Below are 15,172 nucleotides of genomic sequence, written 5' to 3'. Positions count from 1 at the left end.
AGATTCAATCCAATAAAGCTATGTTACTATGGAGAAAGGAATTAGGCTCGGAATTGAACGATGAAGAAAGAAGGTTAACTAGCAACATGAATGACTATTTATTTCCTATTAAGCAGGCGTTTTTTACGTTTCCGTTTTTAGCTTTTGCACTTACTATTCCATTTTTGATTGTGCAGTACAGAAAATATGGCTATGTGAATAAGCTGCGTGCAGTTATTTTGTATTCATTGCTGCTCTATTCTATCACCGCGTATTATCTCGTCATATTGCCATTACCCAAGGTAATAGATAATTGCACAGGATACGGATCTATCTGGTCCTATATGCAATTGCAGCCTTTTTCGTTTGTAAGTGATATTGCAAGAGAGACTAATTTTGCTTGGAACAGCATGTCCTCATATGTAGCATTATTACAGGAACGATCATTTCTGCAAGTTATATTTAATGTAGTATTAATGATTCCACTTGGTATTTTTTTGCGATATTATTTCAGATTTCGGTTGATAGGTACTGCATTTATAGCTTTTCTCGTATCGCTCTTTTATGAGACAACACAAGTAACAGGTCTATATGGCTTCTATTCGTGCCCATACCGGTTATTTGATGTTGATGATCTTATTTTGAATACAAGCGGAGTTATTATAGGGTTTATTGTAGCGCCAATTCTTAATTATTTGTTACCTCGATCAGACAAATTAGATGAGAAGGTTAATCTGAATGAAGTGAAAGTGGGCCTGATTAGACGCGGCATCTCGTTTGCAATTGATATGTTTGTTCTGATGATTGTTTCTAGCGTCATTTACATTATTTTATATGGATCAGGTTCAATAGCTTTAGGAACAACCCCAGACTCAGCTTCGTTCTGGATGATAGCGTCAGGAATAGCCGTACTTATTTATTTTGTTGCATTTCCTGCAATGTTTGGCGGCAGGACGTTGGGGAAATGGATTACACGTATTCATATCGTTGAGGATAATAAACGTGATACAAAAGGATTCATTTCATGGAAAGGTTTGCTGAAGCGTTATGCACTGCTCTATTTTGGGATTTTCGGTACGATTAGATTGTTGGTCTTCATATCTGATTATGGTGATATTCCAATCGAAGCTGTTGTTGGTATAAGGATCATTATTTTTATGGTTGTACTAGTATTTGCGGTTCATATCGTTTGGAGCATGCTCAAAGGTGATAAACTTTTGTTCTACGAGCGAATCAGCGGAACACGAAATGTTGTCACTACTGTCTCTAAAAGTGAGGAACAAGTGGAGTTGCCGACTTCTGATGCAGGCATTATACCTAGTGAGGATACGATAGCATCGTTGATAGAGGCTGAAAGAAATAACCAATCTAAGCAGCAGGAACGGACAGAAAAACATCAGAGGGTTGATAATCGGTCAGAAAACCTTCACACAAAAGATGTTCAGACAGAAGCCGCAGTTGATGACAATTCCCACTTTAATCATTCTGTTCCGGAATTACATGAGCGTGAAAGTAATGATCAGTCGAAGCAAGTAGACATTGAGCTAGAAAAGTTGAAAAAGAAGCTCGCTCAAGCGAAAAAGGATGAGTAATGTTTAAGAAATCTCAATAATAGTTCAACGGATACCATTTCATTATTGGCTCTCAAACCCAATAATGAAATGGTATTTTTTTAGAAGATTATAAAAGTAAAACCATTAAACTTTATTTGCTTTTCCCTTACAACGCGAAAAAATGATTTTAGCTAAACTAATTTTCATATTTATTTTCTGTTTTTAGGTATGCGCAATAAGTCTACAGCGACAACAATTACAACTGCTATGATTATAGGAATACTGTTAAATGCAATGCTTTCTGATGGCAGCAGCCCCCGGAACTTTCAAACTGCATATTTTAACTCATCAATTTGTGAAGTTAGAGCGTCATTTATACTTTGATTGAAGAACAGCAAGAAGTTTTCCTGTGAGAAGACCAATGAGGAAAGTAACGACTACTACTAAGTTAATATAAGAACGATCTTTAGCATTTAAACCCATTTCAACAAAAAGATCAGAGATCCAGAAAATACTGCTGCACATTATAATTAGGAAAATCAAAGATGGAATTGAAAGTATCAAACGTGTCCGTACTGACTTGTTTTTAGAGTTCATTTTACCTCCTGTTTATTTTTTTGATTTACTACGAATAACCATATCTTATAGAACCTTCTAAATACAACTTAAAATGATTTATTATAATGTAAAATAAATAGGCGATATGCTATAGTTTTAATAATTGTAAAAATGAAAGAATGGGTGAATTACAATTGAGCTTGTTTTCGGACTTAAGACAGTTTAGCCGCGTAACTGGAGCAAAGCGATTAATATTGTGTTTATTCTTTTATGGCATTGGACTCGGAATTCTTGCACCGATGAGTTCGATTTATTTAAGCGATCATATTGGATTAACAAAAGGTCAAATTGTTGCTGTTTTTGCCATTTCCGGACTGCTAAATATGGTGGTGACCATTACTGTCGGAGCATATAGTGACCGAATGAGAAGCAAGAAGTTGCTTGCCATGCTCGCTGCAATCATATGTATGGTTGGGTTATTATTTTATATGAGAGCCGATAGCTTTGAGGAAGCGCTCGTTAGTATGAGCATTGCAAGCGCGCCATCAGGATTAATAATGGGACAAATGTTTGCGATGTCACGTTTGCATTTTACGAAATATGCGCCTGATCTAGTCGAGATGTGTTTAATTTGGTTACGATCATCTTTAAGTGTTGGTTTTTTTGTAGGATTGTTGATTGGTGCAAATCTGTATGTAATCGCAACATTTCAAGGCGTTCTCTGGGGCAATTTTTGCGGATATGCTATATTGCTTGTGCTGCTATTGATCCATAACGAATATAGACCAGATAGGGAAGACGGAACGAAGAATAGGCAACCGTCACAAGTTTCTGGAGCCTCGGGCGAACCGTTTTCACTTATGATGCTTTTTGCTATTTTGTTATTGGCATGTGCTGATGCAATTAGAGGTTTATATTTGCCCCTTGTCGTTAAGGAAACGTTTGGCAGAGCTGAATTGATGTCTTATTTGTGGAGTATACAAGCGATATTCGAGCTGCTGTTTATGACGCTTGCGGGTTACTGGGCTATGCGATATGGAACAAAAAAGGTGCTATTTATCGGAGGATTGTGCGCCATTATAGGCTACATTGTTTATTCTGCAACGTCATCTCTGCCAATGTTTTTTCTTATCCAACCGATATATTCTTTATTTGTATCAATTAAATTTGGTGTAGCGATGGGTTATGTGCAGCGGATGTTTGTTCATCGAAGTGGATTTGGAGCGAGCTTATATGAAGTTATTATGCTAATGGCTACGCTAGTTGGTTATTTGCTGCCATTGTTTATAAAGGGTTATCATTCACATTTGTTTTTTATACCGATGTTCATCGTTGCAACTTCACTAGCGTTAATAGGCCTCAGCTGGATGAAGGAGCGGAAGCGCATGACAACTGCTGGCACGGATTTCATCAGTATGTAGTCATTACTGCTGGCACAGATATCATCAGTATGTAGTCATTACTGCTGGCTTTTAATATTCAACTCGGCGACTCAAGTATACGTTATTACCGTACTTGCGAATAAGGTTGACTGACTCTTCCGCTATAAAAGTTTGCAGCTCGCTAATGCGAGATTTGTTCGGGCGGATCGTTTCTGTCATCTTGCCATTAACAATTACATCAAATACAATGTTCATCTTTTCACCTCATTTTTGTCGTTGAACCCATTGTATGACAGCAATATTAAATAGGGATCAAAACAAGTTGTGAAAAGTGTAATGTTTTGTCCACATTATTTGTGCAATGTAAAATAAAGAAGCGCCTTCGACGCTAGCCTTGCGGCTTTGGCGGACGAGGGCGCTTCTCTTTAAATCTAGGAGCTACATAATTACGTTTGCGATCTCGGAAGAAGATCCAGCCTCCAATGAAGCCTGCTCCTATAGCGAACATGAGGACCCCAAGAAGAAAGGTAAGCCATTCGAAGTTAGGCGTGATCGCATCGTTTCCGAACTGGGAGTAATAATTAAACAATGAATCTTTTATTTTCAAAAAGCCAAAACATGCAGTTAAACCAGGGATAACTAGAAACAAAATGGCGATAAAACGAGAGATCATTAATTTCATTACTTAACTTCTCCTTATTCATTGACTATAAAAGGATATTGTTTTAACAATTTTACTTTCCTATCATACCTTTTTCTGAGTTGGGTGTCTATTTTGTAAGTAGAACGTGAAATACGAGTGGAAAACAAGTACAATGGAACTGGAGCTTTTGTGTGATATACATAATAGACTGAGCATGAATTTGAGGTATAATCATATATTGTAGTAATTATTGGAGGCGACATTATGGCAATAACGGTAGATGTAGCAGTTCTTGGCGGTGGTCCGGGTGGATATACAGCAGCAATTCGTGCAGCGCAGGCGGGCAAGAAAGTAGCGTTAATCGAAATGGACAAGCTGGGTGGTACTTGCTTGCATAAGGGATGTATTCCAAGTAAGGCACTTCTACGTAGTGCAGAAGTGTATCGTACATTGCTACAATCAAGCGTGTATGGTATTAATGTGGCTGATGGAGCTATTTCACTTGATTTTGGTAAAGTGCAAAATCGTAAAGAAGGTACAGTCGAGCAACTGCACCGTGGTCTTAAAAGTCTAATGAAAAAAAACGGTATTGAAATTATTAACGGCAGAGGAAGGGTAATAGGACCTTCGATCTTTTCTCCAAAAAGCGGTTCTCTTGCAGTTGAACTTGCAGATGGCGAGATGGAATCTGTTGTTTCGACTAACTTAATTATTGCTACTGGATCACGTCCAAGAGAACTGACTGGGCTGGAATCGGATGGTGTACATATTTTGACTAGTGATCATGCACTTGAAATGGAAAAGCTTCCTGCATCAGTACTGATTGTTGGCGGTGGTGTAATTGGCGTCGAATGGGCATCTTTACTTATAGATTTTGGCGTTAATGTAACGCTAGTAGAGGCAGGGTCAAGATTATTGCCTGGGGAAGATACTGAAGTATCCACAGAGCTTTCGAAGCAACTACGCCGTAGAGGTGTCCGTATATTGACTAGCGTACAACTGAATACAGAAAGCTACATTGCTAACGAAGAAGGAATTAGCATTAAAGCATCTACTGCAGACGGAGACGTTGTTTTGACTTCCGAAAAGATGTTAGTATCTATAGGTCGTGTTGCGAACATCGAAGGTATTGGCATGGAAAATACCGATATTAGAGTGAACAACAGCTATATTGAAGTCAATGAATACGGGCAGACGACTGAGCCGCATATCTATGCAATTGGAGATGTTGTCGGTGGTGTACAGCTTGCCCATGCGGCAGCTCATGAAGGATTGACGGCGGTTGATCATATTTGTGGCTTAAAACAAGCACAGGTGCCGCATCATGCCATTCCAAGATGTATTTATTCAAGTCCAGAAATTGCTTCATATGGTTTAACAGAAGACGGTGCTCGCAAAAAAGGGCATGAGGTGAAGATCGGGAAAATTCCTTTTCAGGCAATTGGTAAAGCTCTGATTTTGGGTGATGCAGAAGGTTTTGTGAAAGTGATCGCCGATCGGAAGACGGATGACATATTGGGGGTACATATGATTGGACCTCATGTTACAGATTTAATTTCTGAAGCTTCATTAGCTGGTTGGTTAAATGCCTCACCTTGGGAAGTTGGGTCAATGGTGCATCCACATCCAACGCTTGCAGAAGCTGTTGGTGAAGCGATGTTGGCTGTTGATGGGAAGTCTATTTCCTTTTAAGTAAGGCGGTTTTCTTTTTGTTCGAAAAGCGGTTATAATGAGTAAGACGAGGTCTTAGTACCAGGTTATAGTAGCTGGCAAATAAGGAGGAATACCTTTATGACCAAAGTATCTGCAAAAGTGCAAAACAAGCGTCATTTAGAATTAGGGCTTAGCGACGAGCAAGCTATTGATATGTACGCAATGATGGTTAAAGCAAGAAAGTTTGACGAAAGAATGTTATTGTTGCAACGCGCAGGCAAGATCAACTTCCACGTATCCGGGATTGGACAAGAAGTGGCTCAAGTTGCTGCTGCCTATGCACTTGATCGAGAAAATGATTATTTTTTACCGTATTACCGTGATTACGGTTTAGTTCTTTCAGTTGGTATGACACTTCGTGATTTGTTATTATCCGTATTCGCTAAGGCAGAAGATCCTAACAGCGGCGGGCGACAAATGCCGGGCCACTTCGGATCGAAGAAGCTTCGCATCGTAACAGGCTCAAGCCCAGTTACGACACAAGTACCACATGCTGTAGGTATTGCACTTGCAGCTAAGATGAAGAAAAAATCATTTGTTAGCTTTGTAACTTTTGGTGAAGGTTCCAGTAATCAAGGTGATTTCCATGAAGGCTGCAACTTTGCTGGTGTACACAAGCTCCCAGTCATTTTGATGTGCGAAAATAATCAATATGCGATTTCTGTTCCTATACACAAGCAGCTTGCCGGTAAGGTTGCAGATAGAGCGCTAGGATATGGCTTCCCAGGTTTGCAGGTCGATGGGAATGACGCGCTTGAAGTGTTTCGCGTAGTTAAAGAAGCACGTGAGCGTGCGGTTGCTGGTGAAGGGCCTACATTGATCGAAGCAATGATGTATCGTATCTCGCCACATTCCACTTCTGATAATGATTTAGCATATCGGACTAAAGAAGAGGTCGATTTGCATCGTTCAAAGGATGGTATTCCTAAGTTTAAGCAATATTTGGTTGACTGTGGGATTTGGAATGAAGAGCTGGAAGCCGACCTGAATGCTGCTATCCGTATAGAGCTAGATGAAGCAACGGCATATGGCGATAAAGCGCCTTTCCCAACTCCGGAATCTACGCTGTTGCATGTTTATGCGAATGATGCTGAGCAAGGAGGGCGACGTTAATGGCTGTAATGGATTATATTGACGCGATTCGGTTAGCTATGAAAGAAGAGATGGAACGGGACGAGGATGTGTTCGTTCTTGGTGAAGATGTTGGAGTAAAAGGCGGCGTGTTTACGACGACAAAAGGCTTGCATGAGCAGTTTGGTGAAATGCGTGCTATGGATACCCCTCTAGCTGAATCTGCAATTGCTGGAGTAGCTATTGGAGCAGCAATGTACGGTATGAAACCAATTGCTGAGATGCAATATTCTGACTTTATGTTCCCAGCAACAAATCAGATTATTAGTGAAGCAGCTAAAATTCGTTATCGTTCCAATAATGACTGGACATGCCCACTCGTAATAAGAGCACCGATTGGTGGCGGCGTATTCGGAGGACTTTATCATTCGCAATGTCCTGAATCAGTATTTTTTGGTACACCTGGTGTGAAGATTGTGGCACCTTATCGTCCATATGATGCGAAGGGTCTGCTTAAAGCTGCTGTTCGTGATCCGGATCCAGTCATTTATTTTGAAAATAAAAAATGTTACAAGCTAGTAAATGGGGAAGTTCCAGAAGATGATTATATTGTTCCAATAGGCGTTGCCAATGTTCTTCGCGAGGGCGAAGACATTACCGTTATCGGATACAGTATGCCGCTTCGTTTCGTTGAGCAAGCAGCTGAAGAGCTGCAGCAAGAAGGAATTAGTGCGCATATTCTTGATCTTCGTACATTGCAGCCGCTTGATAAGGAAGCTATTTTGGAATCGGTCCGTAAGACGGGTAAAGTTTTGATTATTCATGAGGATAATAAAACAGGTGGCGTTGGAGCTGAAGTGTCGGCTATCATCTCAGAAGAACTGCTTTACGAGCTGGATGCGCCTATTATGCGTTTGTGTGGACCGGATGTTCCTGCAATGCCAATTAATCCGCCAGGTGAGAAGTTTTTCTTGCTTAACAAAGATAAAGTAAAAGAAGCTATGAGAAATTTAGCGTTATATTAACCTATCCGCAGAGCTTGCTAAAGCTTGGACAGTTGGGAGTTGGTTGAAATGAAAACATTAATAGAAATTACTGTTCCACAACTTGCAGAATCATTGGTATCAGCAACAATAGACAAATGGCTGAAAGCGCCCGGTGATTGGGTAGATATCTATGAGCCAATTTGTGAAATTCTTACGGATAAGGTGAATGCAGAATTGCCTTCAACTGTATCTGGAACACTTATGAAGATTTTGGTCGGCAATGGCGAAACTGTGCCAGTTGGTACTTCTATTTGCCTAATAGAAACGGAAGTTTCCGAAGAACAATCTGGTAGTGCTGCACCTGCACAGTCAGGGGCTAACGTTAGTGAAACAGCTGCTGTTACGATGTTGGCGGATGAGAATGCACCTATGCGCAACCGTTTCTCACCAGCAGTTCAGCAATTAGCGGGAGAACATAACGTTCGGTTATCAGATGTAACAGGAACCGGTCTAGGAGGCCGTATTACTCGCAAAGATGTGCTGGCATTTGTAGCATCTGGTGCACATCAATCAACGGGTACACAGCCTGTATCAACTATCGATCCGAAAGCACAGGTAAGAACTTCAGGCATTCATCTGTCTGAAACTCCTCGTTTACCTAAGATTGAAGTACAAGGTTCGGAAAATCCAGGCCGCGGAGAAACATTTATTGATGTGACACCGCTTCGCAATACGATTGCTCGAAACATGCGCCAAAGCGTCAGTGAAATTCCACATGCGTGGACGACAGTTGAGGTTGATGTAACGAACTTGGTCGTCCTTCGGAACAAGCTGAAAGATGAGTTTATGAAACGTGAAGGGGTCAATTTAACCTATTTAGCGTTCTTGCTAAAAGCAGTCGTTAATGCGATCAAAGATTATCCGATCATGAACTCAACTTGGGCTGTAGACAAAATTATTGTGAAACGCGATATTAATATTTCACTTGCTGTCGGTACTGAAGATTCGGTCCTAACACCAGTAATCAAAAATGCTGATCACAAAAACGTAGCAGGACTGGCGAAGGAAATCGACGAGCTTGCACGTAAGACGCGTGATGGTAAATTAACGTTGTCTGATATGCAAGGCGGCACATTTACAATAAACAATACGGGTTCATTTGGTTCCATCTTGTCATATCCGATTATCAACTATCCACAAGCAGCGATTTTAACGTTTGAATCGATTGTGAAAAGACCTGTTGTTATCAATGATATGATTGCGGTAAGATCAATGGCGAACCTATGTTTATCATTAGACCATCGTATTTTGGATGGGGTTATATGTGGTAGATTCCTGCAACGTGTGAAGGAAAACTTGGAAAGCTTTACGATTGAAAGCAAACTGTACTAGAGAAGGGGAACCATCATGGCTGAGACAGGTGCAAAAACTGACTCTAGACGTTTGGAAGCCGAGTACATCGGAATGCTTCCTTATGGGGAAGCATGGGATATGCAGAAGGAATTTGTAAAGCAAATTGATCGGGAGGAGCGTTCTGAGACGCTGCTCCTTCTTCAGCATCCACCTACATATACGATGGGCTCCGATCGACATCCCGAGCATCTATTGTTTGGTGAAGAGGAGCTGCGCGAGCGTGGAATCTCACTTTTTGAAATTGATCGAGGCGGCGACATTACTTATCATGGTCCTGGGCAATTGGTTGGCTACCCACTTTTGTACCTTGATGCCGTTGGACTAGATCTCCACGCTTACTTACGAAGCTTAGAGCAGGTCATTATTGATTGGTTGTCACAGTATGGTATAGAAGCAGGGAGAAAACCGGAATATACAGGTGTATGGGTCGGCGATGAGAAAATAGCTGCAATTGGCGTCAAATTTAATAAAGCCCGTCATCGGAGGGGCTTTATTACGAGCCATGGATTTGCGCTCAATATTAAGTCTGGCATTGCCTCAGAAGGGTTCAACGGTATTGTACCGTGTGGAATCCAGCAATACGGTGTAACATCATTTAATGATCTTACAGGAATGTCAATGACAGTTGAAGAAGCTTCTAAAGGTATACTACCGTATTTTATTAACCAATTTAATTGCAGTAGCGTTTAGCCCAAGAAGACAGAGCCAATACCAGCAAATAGGGTAGTAATTAGAAGAGCTGCAGCTACGATGATGGCTACTAGACGAATCATTTTTTGTTGACGCATAAGGAAGATCTCCTTTCTAGGTAAGTGGTAGGGTTAACCTTATAGTTCTATTGTAAACGAAAATAATGAATGGAGGAAATAGTATGATACAAAAAGATCGTTTAGTTCAAGAATTTATGGAGCTTGTGCAGGTGGATAGTGAAACGAAGCATGAGGGACAGATTAGTATCGTTTTGAAGAAGAAGTTTGGGGATTTGGGACTAACGTTAAGCGAAGATGACGCAGCGGCAAAAACGGGTCATGGAGCGAACAATTTATTTGCAATGCTTGAAGCAAATAAAGGGGGCGAAGGAATACCTACAATTTTCTTTACATCTCATATGGACACTGTAACTCCTGGCAATGGCATTAAACCGCAATTGGATGAAGATGGTTATATCCGCAGCGATGGAACTACCATTTTGGGTGCTGACGATAAAGCAGGTATTGCTGCTATGTTTGAAGCCATTCGAGTATTGAAAGAGCAAGATATTCCTCACGGTCGAATTCAATTTGTTATTACAGTAGGGGAAGAGTCTGGTCTTCTTGGAGCTAGAGCACTTGATGCTTCGAAGCTAGAAGCGAAGTTTGGATACGCACTGGATTCAAACGGTTCGATCGGTGATATTGCTGTAGCGGCACCAACACAAGCTAAAGTTATAATTAAAATGTACGGAAAATCGGCGCATGCTGGTGTAAATCCTGAAGATGGAATAAGTGCAATTCAGGTTGCAGCGAAGGCAATTGCAAAAATGCCTCTTGGCCGTATTGACTCGGAAACTACTGCGAACATCGGCAGATTCGAAGGCGGCGGAGCAACTAATATCGTATGCGACTATGTGAAAATTGACGCAGAAGCGCGCAGTATTGTACAGCACAAGCTTGACGCACAGTTGGTTGCAATGAGGGAAGCAGTTGAAAATACTGCAAAAGAATATGGCGCTCGCGGAGAGTTCCATAGTGAAGTTATTTATCCTGCTTACGAATATAGCGATGGCGATGCTGTTGTTGAATTAGCAAAAAAAGCGATCATTGAAATTGGAGCTACACCTAGAACATTCCATTCAGGCGGCGGAAGCGATGCTAACATCTTTAATGGCCTAGGATTGCCAACGGTTAACTTAGCTGTCGGGTATGAATACATTCATACTACAAAGGAACAAATCAAAGTGGAAGATCTTGTGAAAACGTCTCAATTAGTTGTTGAAATCATTAAACAAGCTGCTTTAAGCTAATTACTCTTTTGGAGTAGAGGGAGTACTGGAGTTACCTAGCTTTACCTTTATCGGCGGGAGTCCGTTTGTGAATGGAACTAGTTTCATTCCTCCAGAAGCAGCAGCGAGTTTACGCAGTTGATGACGGATCTCCCACCCTTTTCCTACGATACGCAAATGTTCAGGTGCAATATATTGTTTCATAGCATTCATCTCCTTTTTGATTAATACTGAAAAGGTATGCTGACGATGGACAAGATATGCTGTTTATTCACAAGGCAAGTTGAGGAGTCGATTCAGAATGGGAGAATTGCCAAAGCCGGAAATATGGCAGGAAGATACAATCCACACGGAATCGATCTATGAAGGAAAAGTGATTTCGTTGCAGGTCGACACCGTGAAGCTCGCTAATGGGCTTACAGTCAACCGGGAAATCGTCAAACACCCACAAGTAGCAGCAATTATAGCTTTGGTAAATGGAAAGTTACTTGTAGTTGACCAATATCGAAAAGCGATTGAAAAATCTCAGATCGAAATTCCTGCAGGAAAACTTGAAGAAGACGAGGACCCTCTTATAGCAGCGGGTCGAGAGCTTGAAGAAGAAACAGGGTATCGTGCGAAGAAGTTAAAGCTCGTTAACTCTTTCTATACGGCATCTGGTTTTTCTAACCAAAAGTTGTTTCTCTATTTTACCGATGAGCTTGAGCAAGGAAAACAAAGCTTTGACGAAGATGAAGATTTGCAGGTTGAAGCCATTACAGTAGAGCAAGCAGATGCCTATATTGCAACAGGACGTATTAGTGACGCCAAAACAATTATGGCCATATATGTTTGGAAGCTATATCTATTGAAAGATAAGTTGTAAACCATTCACTCGTCATAGGAGCCCCGCCAGAAGCATAGGATGAACAAGAGGACAACCATTCCCTGATTTGCTTTAGAATGAATTGTAGCTCTGTTTATTTTCATGTTGCTTGTGAGGGGGCTTTTTGTTGTGAAAAATAATTTTAACCTTTACATATTTGTGTCCGTGCTTTTTGTTGTTGGCGGCATTTTTGGGGCTCTTCTTGTTAACGCACTTACTTTGGAGCAGCAGCAAGAGTTGACTGCGGAGGTGAGTCATTATGTTCAGTTGATGAATGGAGGGGTCGCTTCCAATGAGGTGGATGTATTTTGGGATCGGTTCTTTTTTCATTTTAAATGGCTAATGCTTATTTGGCTGTTAGGCGTTACGGTTGTTGGCATTCCTTTCATCCTAATATTGAACTTTTTAAAGGGGACGCTTATTGGATTTTCAATAGGTGTGTTGTTGCAGCAATATGCTTGGAAAGGCGTTCTCTTTTCATTAGTAGCTCTTGCACCGCAAAATATTATAATTATTCCTGCACTTGTCATTACGAGTTCTGCAGCTATTACATTTGGTCTTTTTATTGTACGAAATAGACTCCTTCAGCAAAAAGGTGAACTCCTTCCTCAGTTAGGAGCTCTGACTTCAACAACAATTATTATGATGTTTATATTTGCGGGAGCTGCATTATTAGAAGCCTATATTTCACCAACGATCATCAGCTGGGCTGCTCCATTTATTTCGCCCCTTAACGGCATCTTTTGACAGCATAATGTTTGACTTTCCTACTGGTTAGCACCTATAATGAAAGGAAACGTTTTCTGGTATAGGCGCAGACATGTGGCAGGGGGGAAATCATGGAAGCCCGGATTGAGAAGATAAAGCAACAGTTGCAATCGCAGGGCTACAAGCTGACCCCGCAGAGAGAAGCAACCGTGAGAGTATTGTTAGAGCATGAGGAAGACCATTTAAGTGCTGAAGATGTTTTTATGCTCGTCAAGGACAAAGCTCCGGAAATTGGACTTGCAACAGTTTATCGCACATTAGAGTTATTGAGTGAGATGCATGTTGTCGAGAAGCTTAATTTCGGCGATGGAGTAGCGAGATATGATCTGCGAACGGATAGCAACAAACATCATCATCATCATCTAATATGCGTACAATGCGGATCTATGGATGAGATTAAAGATGATTGGCTACTTCCGTTAGAGGAACGACTAGAGGAAGAGTACGGATTTTTTGTCGTAGATCACCGTTTAGACTTCCAAGGCGTATGTCGCCGCTGCAGAGAGAAAAATGAAAATCCACCTACAAATTAAACGGCTATGCAATCCATTTTATGGAGAGCAAAGCCGTTTTGGCTTTTTAAGTAAATTTTAGGGTTAGTCTCTCTTTTAATTATCCTTGCATACACATATTTTAGGCCAATGCTGGAGATGGTATCGCTGAGGACGATCAACAAGGAGGCTTGAAACTATGATCATAGGTGTGCCAAAAGAAATCAAACAGAGCGAATATAGAGTAGCGCTTACACCTGCGGGAGTAATCATGCTTACTTCTGCTGGACATCAAGTATTAGTTGAAGCTGGAGCAGGTAGCGGCAGCGGTTTCGGGGATGATGATTATAGTCGAGAAGGGGCTGTTATCTTAACTGAGGCTTCTGAAGTGTGGGCACGAGCAGACATGATTATGAAAGTGAAGGAGCCGCTTCAAGCGGAATTTCAATATTTTCGAAACGGACTTCTATTATTTACGTATCTCCATCTTGCGGCTGCACCAGACTTGACTGAAGCACTAGTCAATAACGGTGTAACAGCAGTTGCTTACGAAACCATACAATTGGATAATGGCAGCTTGCCACTTCTCACTCCAATGAGTGAAGTAGCGGGAAGGATGGCTGTGCAAGTTGGAGCACAATTTCTAGAAGCTTTCAATGGCGGCAGAGGGGTTCTGCTAGGTGGTGTTCCTGGAGTACCCCCTGCTGAGGTTGTTGTCATCGGTGGAGGTATTGTAGGGACTAATGCAGCAAGAATGGCTTTAGGACTAGGAGCTAATGTGGTCATTATTGAGAAGAGTGCGGATCGGATGAGATATTTGGATGAAGTATTTGGTGGTCGAATTCGAACACTAATGTCAAGTCCATATCATATTGCAGAAGCTGTTAGTACAGCTGATCTTGTTATTGGAGCTGTACTTATTCCGGGTGCGAAAGCGCCGCATCTAGTTACAGAGCCGATGGTTGAGCGTATGAAAAAAGGATCAGTAATTGTTGATGTGGCTGTTGATCAAGGTGGATCCATTGCAACAGTAGATCGTCCAACGACACATACAGACCCTGTTTATATCAAACATGGGGTAATACATTATGCTGTTTCAAACATTCCAGGTGCAGTACCAAGAACGTCTACATTTGCACTAACGAATGTAACGATTTTTTATGCAATGGAGTTGGCAAATGGTGGTCTGGATGCACTTCGGAGGAGCTTGCCGCTGCAAAAAGGTGTCAATACCCATAGTGGATTGTTGACAAATGAACAAGTAGCAAAGGCTACAGGGCTTTCATATACACCAATTGAAAAAGCCTTGGAAAGTAATTCTTAAAAGTAACTTGACGGTAGAAAATGAAGTCTATCATATTCGCATCTGCCTCCACATATGGTGATAGGGACAGTGTCAGTAGCTCGTCCATATCGAAAGGAGGCAGCTGCGAATGGTGTTTTCGCTGCGGGGCTGGTTGAATCGTATCTTGTTTATTATTGTTTTCCTCATTCTTCTCTTTTTTGCTGCCGGGGGATATCGATTGCTTGTTGAAGTCATCTCACCTATTCATCCTTATCAGAAGCCGCGAGGCGATGCGATGAAAGTATTTATTACTGATGTAGAATCACCGGAACAAGGCAATTCTGCTGATCGACTTCGGTGGTTTTATTGGTATGGTGAATAATGGAATGACGAACTAGAGTGACATTTGCATGAAAAAGCAGGATAATTAATGTCGAATGTTGAATCCCTCTCAAGAACATATAGTCATTATGGCGACATCTGC

The 15,172-nt window shown here is 41.2% G+C and carries 17 protein-coding genes; 13 read left to right on the top strand and 4 right to left on the bottom strand.

Going from position 1 to position 15,172, the window contains the following annotated elements; genetic code table 11:
- The first annotated feature begins 20 nt into the window (after positions 1 to 20).
- A complete protein-coding gene (locus MFF31_RS20270; protein ID WP_248565543.1) occupies positions 21 to 1,571 on the top strand; it encodes a VanZ family protein in 1,551 nt (516 codons plus the stop codon).
- A gap of 330 nt (positions 1,572 to 1,901) precedes the next feature.
- Here the strand turns inward: MFF31_RS20270 and MFF31_RS20265 are convergent, their stop codons facing one another.
- Positions 1,902 to 2,129, bottom strand: coding sequence for a hypothetical protein (locus MFF31_RS20265; RefSeq protein WP_238190434.1), 228 nt, complete (start codon positions 2,127 to 2,129; stop codon positions 1,902 to 1,904).
- Positions 2,130 to 2,269: 140 nt separating this feature from the next.
- On the opposite strand from MFF31_RS20265, the gene MFF31_RS20260 reads away from it, so the two are divergent.
- Entirely contained in the window at positions 2,270 to 3,511 is a 1,242-nt protein-coding gene (locus MFF31_RS20260) for an MFS transporter (RefSeq protein WP_248565542.1), read from the top strand.
- Between the two features lie 51 nt (positions 3,512 to 3,562).
- Here MFF31_RS20260 and MFF31_RS20255 read toward each other — a convergent pair whose 3' ends face one another.
- Positions 3,563 to 3,727, bottom strand: a complete 165-nt coding sequence (locus tag MFF31_RS20255; RefSeq protein ID WP_238190431.1) for a mechanosensitive ion channel protein MscL — start codon at positions 3,725 to 3,727, stop codon at positions 3,563 to 3,565.
- Between the two features lie 133 nt (positions 3,728 to 3,860).
- On the bottom strand, positions 3,861 to 4,154 hold the full coding sequence (locus MFF31_RS20250; protein ID WP_238190429.1) for a DUF2627 domain-containing protein: 294 nt from the start codon (positions 4,152 to 4,154) through the stop codon (positions 3,861 to 3,863).
- A 225-nt stretch (positions 4,155 to 4,379) separates the two neighbouring features.
- On the opposite strand from MFF31_RS20250, the gene lpdA reads away from it, so the two are divergent.
- The 6 genes from lpdA (at position 4,380) to MFF31_RS20220 (ending at position 11,300) form a co-directional block, all read left to right on the top strand.
- Entirely contained in the window at positions 4,380 to 5,807 is a 1,428-nt protein-coding gene (gene lpdA / locus MFF31_RS20245; RefSeq protein WP_238190427.1) for a dihydrolipoyl dehydrogenase, read from the top strand.
- A gap of 99 nt (positions 5,808 to 5,906) precedes the next feature.
- On the top strand, positions 5,907 to 6,941 hold the full coding sequence (locus MFF31_RS20240; protein WP_238190425.1) for a thiamine pyrophosphate-dependent dehydrogenase E1 component subunit alpha: 1,035 nt from the start codon (positions 5,907 to 5,909) through the stop codon (positions 6,939 to 6,941).
- Positions 6,941 to 7,924, top strand: a complete 984-nt coding sequence (locus MFF31_RS20235; RefSeq protein ID WP_238190423.1) for an alpha-ketoacid dehydrogenase subunit beta — start codon at positions 6,941 to 6,943, stop codon at positions 7,922 to 7,924. Before MFF31_RS20240 ends, MFF31_RS20235 begins: the two co-directional genes overlap by 1 nt.
- A 48-nt stretch (positions 7,925 to 7,972) precedes the next feature.
- Positions 7,973 to 9,277 (top strand): dihydrolipoamide acetyltransferase family protein, encoded by a 1,305-nt coding sequence (locus MFF31_RS20230; RefSeq protein WP_238190420.1) that lies wholly within the window; start codon positions 7,973 to 7,975, stop codon positions 9,275 to 9,277.
- Between the two features lie 15 nt (positions 9,278 to 9,292).
- A complete protein-coding gene (gene lipB, locus MFF31_RS20225) occupies positions 9,293 to 9,988 on the top strand; it encodes a lipoyl(octanoyl) transferase LipB (RefSeq protein WP_238190418.1) in 696 nt (231 codons plus the stop codon).
- Between the two features lie 181 nt (positions 9,989 to 10,169).
- Positions 10,170 to 11,300, top strand: coding sequence for a M20/M25/M40 family metallo-hydrolase (locus MFF31_RS20220; protein ID WP_238190416.1), 1,131 nt, complete (start codon positions 10,170 to 10,172; stop codon positions 11,298 to 11,300).
- Here MFF31_RS20220 and mciZ read toward each other — a convergent pair whose 3' ends face one another.
- Positions 11,301 to 11,483 carry a Z-ring formation inhibitor MciZ gene (gene mciZ / locus MFF31_RS25475; protein ID WP_375541336.1) on the bottom strand — a complete coding sequence of 61 codons (183 nt, stop codon included), beginning with the start codon at positions 11,481 to 11,483 and terminating at the stop codon, positions 11,301 to 11,303.
- A gap of 97 nt (positions 11,484 to 11,580) precedes the next feature.
- On the opposite strand from mciZ, the gene MFF31_RS20210 reads away from it, so the two are divergent.
- The 5 genes from MFF31_RS20210 to MFF31_RS20190 all read left to right on the top strand — a co-directional run bounded on the left by MFF31_RS20210 (position 11,581) and on the right by MFF31_RS20190 (position 15,070).
- Positions 11,581 to 12,144, top strand: coding sequence for an NUDIX hydrolase (locus MFF31_RS20210; RefSeq protein ID WP_238190415.1), 564 nt, complete (start codon positions 11,581 to 11,583; stop codon positions 12,142 to 12,144).
- Between the two features lie 129 nt (positions 12,145 to 12,273).
- Positions 12,274 to 12,891 (top strand): stage II sporulation protein M, encoded by a 618-nt coding sequence (spoIIM, locus tag MFF31_RS20205; protein WP_238190413.1) that lies wholly within the window; start codon positions 12,274 to 12,276, stop codon positions 12,889 to 12,891.
- Positions 12,892 to 12,983: 92 nt separating this feature from the next.
- Complete coding sequence (fur, locus tag MFF31_RS20200; RefSeq protein ID WP_238190410.1) at positions 12,984 to 13,445, top strand: ferric iron uptake transcriptional regulator; 462 nt, start codon at positions 12,984 to 12,986, stop codon at positions 13,443 to 13,445.
- 157 nt (positions 13,446 to 13,602) lie between these two features.
- A complete protein-coding gene (gene ald / locus MFF31_RS20195; protein WP_238190409.1) occupies positions 13,603 to 14,727 on the top strand; it encodes an alanine dehydrogenase in 1,125 nt (374 codons plus the stop codon).
- Between the two features lie 109 nt (positions 14,728 to 14,836).
- Positions 14,837 to 15,070 (top strand): DUF4227 family protein, encoded by a 234-nt coding sequence (locus tag MFF31_RS20190; protein WP_238190407.1) that lies wholly within the window; start codon positions 14,837 to 14,839, stop codon positions 15,068 to 15,070.
- Positions 15,071 to 15,172: the final 102 nt, after the last annotated feature.

The sequence above is a fragment of the Paenibacillus sp. L3-i20 genome (genome assembly GCF_022180385.2).
Taxonomy (GTDB): Bacteria; Bacillota; Bacilli; order Paenibacillales; family Paenibacillaceae; genus Pristimantibacillus.
This window is presented reverse-complemented; position numbering and strand designations above follow the sequence as displayed.

What these genes read in the sequence shown, in the direction of transcription:
- MFF31_RS20270 (WP_248565543.1), top strand. Translation starts at nt 21, where the DNA reads ATGTTACTATGGAGAAAGGAATTAGGCTCGGAATTGAACGATGAAGAA.
- MFF31_RS20265 (WP_238190434.1), bottom strand. Translation starts at nt 2,129, where the DNA reads ATGAACTCTAAAAACAAGTCAGTACGGACACGTTTGATACTTTCAATT.
- MFF31_RS20260 (WP_248565542.1), top strand. Translation starts at nt 2,270, where the DNA reads ATGGGTGAATTACAATTGAGCTTGTTTTCGGACTTAAGACAGTTTAGC.
- MFF31_RS20255 (WP_238190431.1), bottom strand. Translation starts at nt 3,727, where the DNA reads ATGAACATTGTATTTGATGTAATTGTTAATGGCAAGATGACAGAAACG.
- MFF31_RS20250 (WP_238190429.1), bottom strand. Translation starts at nt 4,154, where the DNA reads ATGAAATTAATGATCTCTCGTTTTATCGCCATTTTGTTTCTAGTTATC.
- lpdA (WP_238190427.1), top strand. Translation starts at nt 4,380, where the DNA reads ATGGCAATAACGGTAGATGTAGCAGTTCTTGGCGGTGGTCCGGGTGGA.
- MFF31_RS20240 (WP_238190425.1), top strand. Translation starts at nt 5,907, where the DNA reads ATGACCAAAGTATCTGCAAAAGTGCAAAACAAGCGTCATTTAGAATTA.
- MFF31_RS20235 (WP_238190423.1), top strand. Translation starts at nt 6,941, where the DNA reads ATGGCTGTAATGGATTATATTGACGCGATTCGGTTAGCTATGAAAGAA.
- MFF31_RS20230 (WP_238190420.1), top strand. Translation starts at nt 7,973, where the DNA reads ATGAAAACATTAATAGAAATTACTGTTCCACAACTTGCAGAATCATTG.
- lipB (WP_238190418.1), top strand. Translation starts at nt 9,293, where the DNA reads ATGGCTGAGACAGGTGCAAAAACTGACTCTAGACGTTTGGAAGCCGAG.
- MFF31_RS20220 (WP_238190416.1), top strand. Translation starts at nt 10,170, where the DNA reads ATGATACAAAAAGATCGTTTAGTTCAAGAATTTATGGAGCTTGTGCAG.
- mciZ (WP_375541336.1), bottom strand. Translation starts at nt 11,483, where the DNA reads ATGAAACAATATATTGCACCTGAACATTTGCGTATCGTAGGAAAAGGG.
- MFF31_RS20210 (WP_238190415.1), top strand. Translation starts at nt 11,581, where the DNA reads ATGGGAGAATTGCCAAAGCCGGAAATATGGCAGGAAGATACAATCCAC.
- fur (WP_238190410.1), top strand. Translation starts at nt 12,984, where the DNA reads ATGGAAGCCCGGATTGAGAAGATAAAGCAACAGTTGCAATCGCAGGGC.
- ald (WP_238190409.1), top strand. Translation starts at nt 13,603, where the DNA reads ATGATCATAGGTGTGCCAAAAGAAATCAAACAGAGCGAATATAGAGTA.
- MFF31_RS20190 (WP_238190407.1), top strand. Translation starts at nt 14,837, where the DNA reads ATGGTGTTTTCGCTGCGGGGCTGGTTGAATCGTATCTTGTTTATTATT.